This is a genomic window from Pseudomonas sp. UBA6276, from assembly GCF_002438365.1.
Classification (GTDB): Bacteria; Pseudomonadota; Gammaproteobacteria; order Pseudomonadales; family Pseudomonadaceae; genus Aquipseudomonas; species Aquipseudomonas coleopterorum.
In genome coordinates, this window is the sequence record NZ_DJUS01000051.1 from 1 (window position 1) to 204 (window position 204).

Annotated in this window: 1 pseudogene; it reads left to right on the top strand. The window is 62.7% G+C overall.

The window, feature by feature from the left end:
* Window positions 1-188 (top strand): annotated as a pseudogene (locus B2V21_RS05780) (exopolyphosphatase); the annotation flags it as partial.
* Between the last annotated feature and the right edge of the window lie 16 nt (window positions 189-204).

Sequence of the window (204 nt, forward strand, 5' to 3'; positions counted from 1 at the left end):
TCGCCATCCTGTTCCACCACATTCGCGGCACGCAGACGATGCCGGCGGTTTCCCTGCATGCCAAGGCCAAGAGCCTGGACGTGGTGTTCCCCGATGGCTGGCTGGAAAACAACCAACTGACCCAGGCCGATTTCGCCCAGGAAGCCGAATGGCTGACTCGGGTGGGCTTTACCCTGACCGTTCGCTGAAGACCGCGCAGGCCCT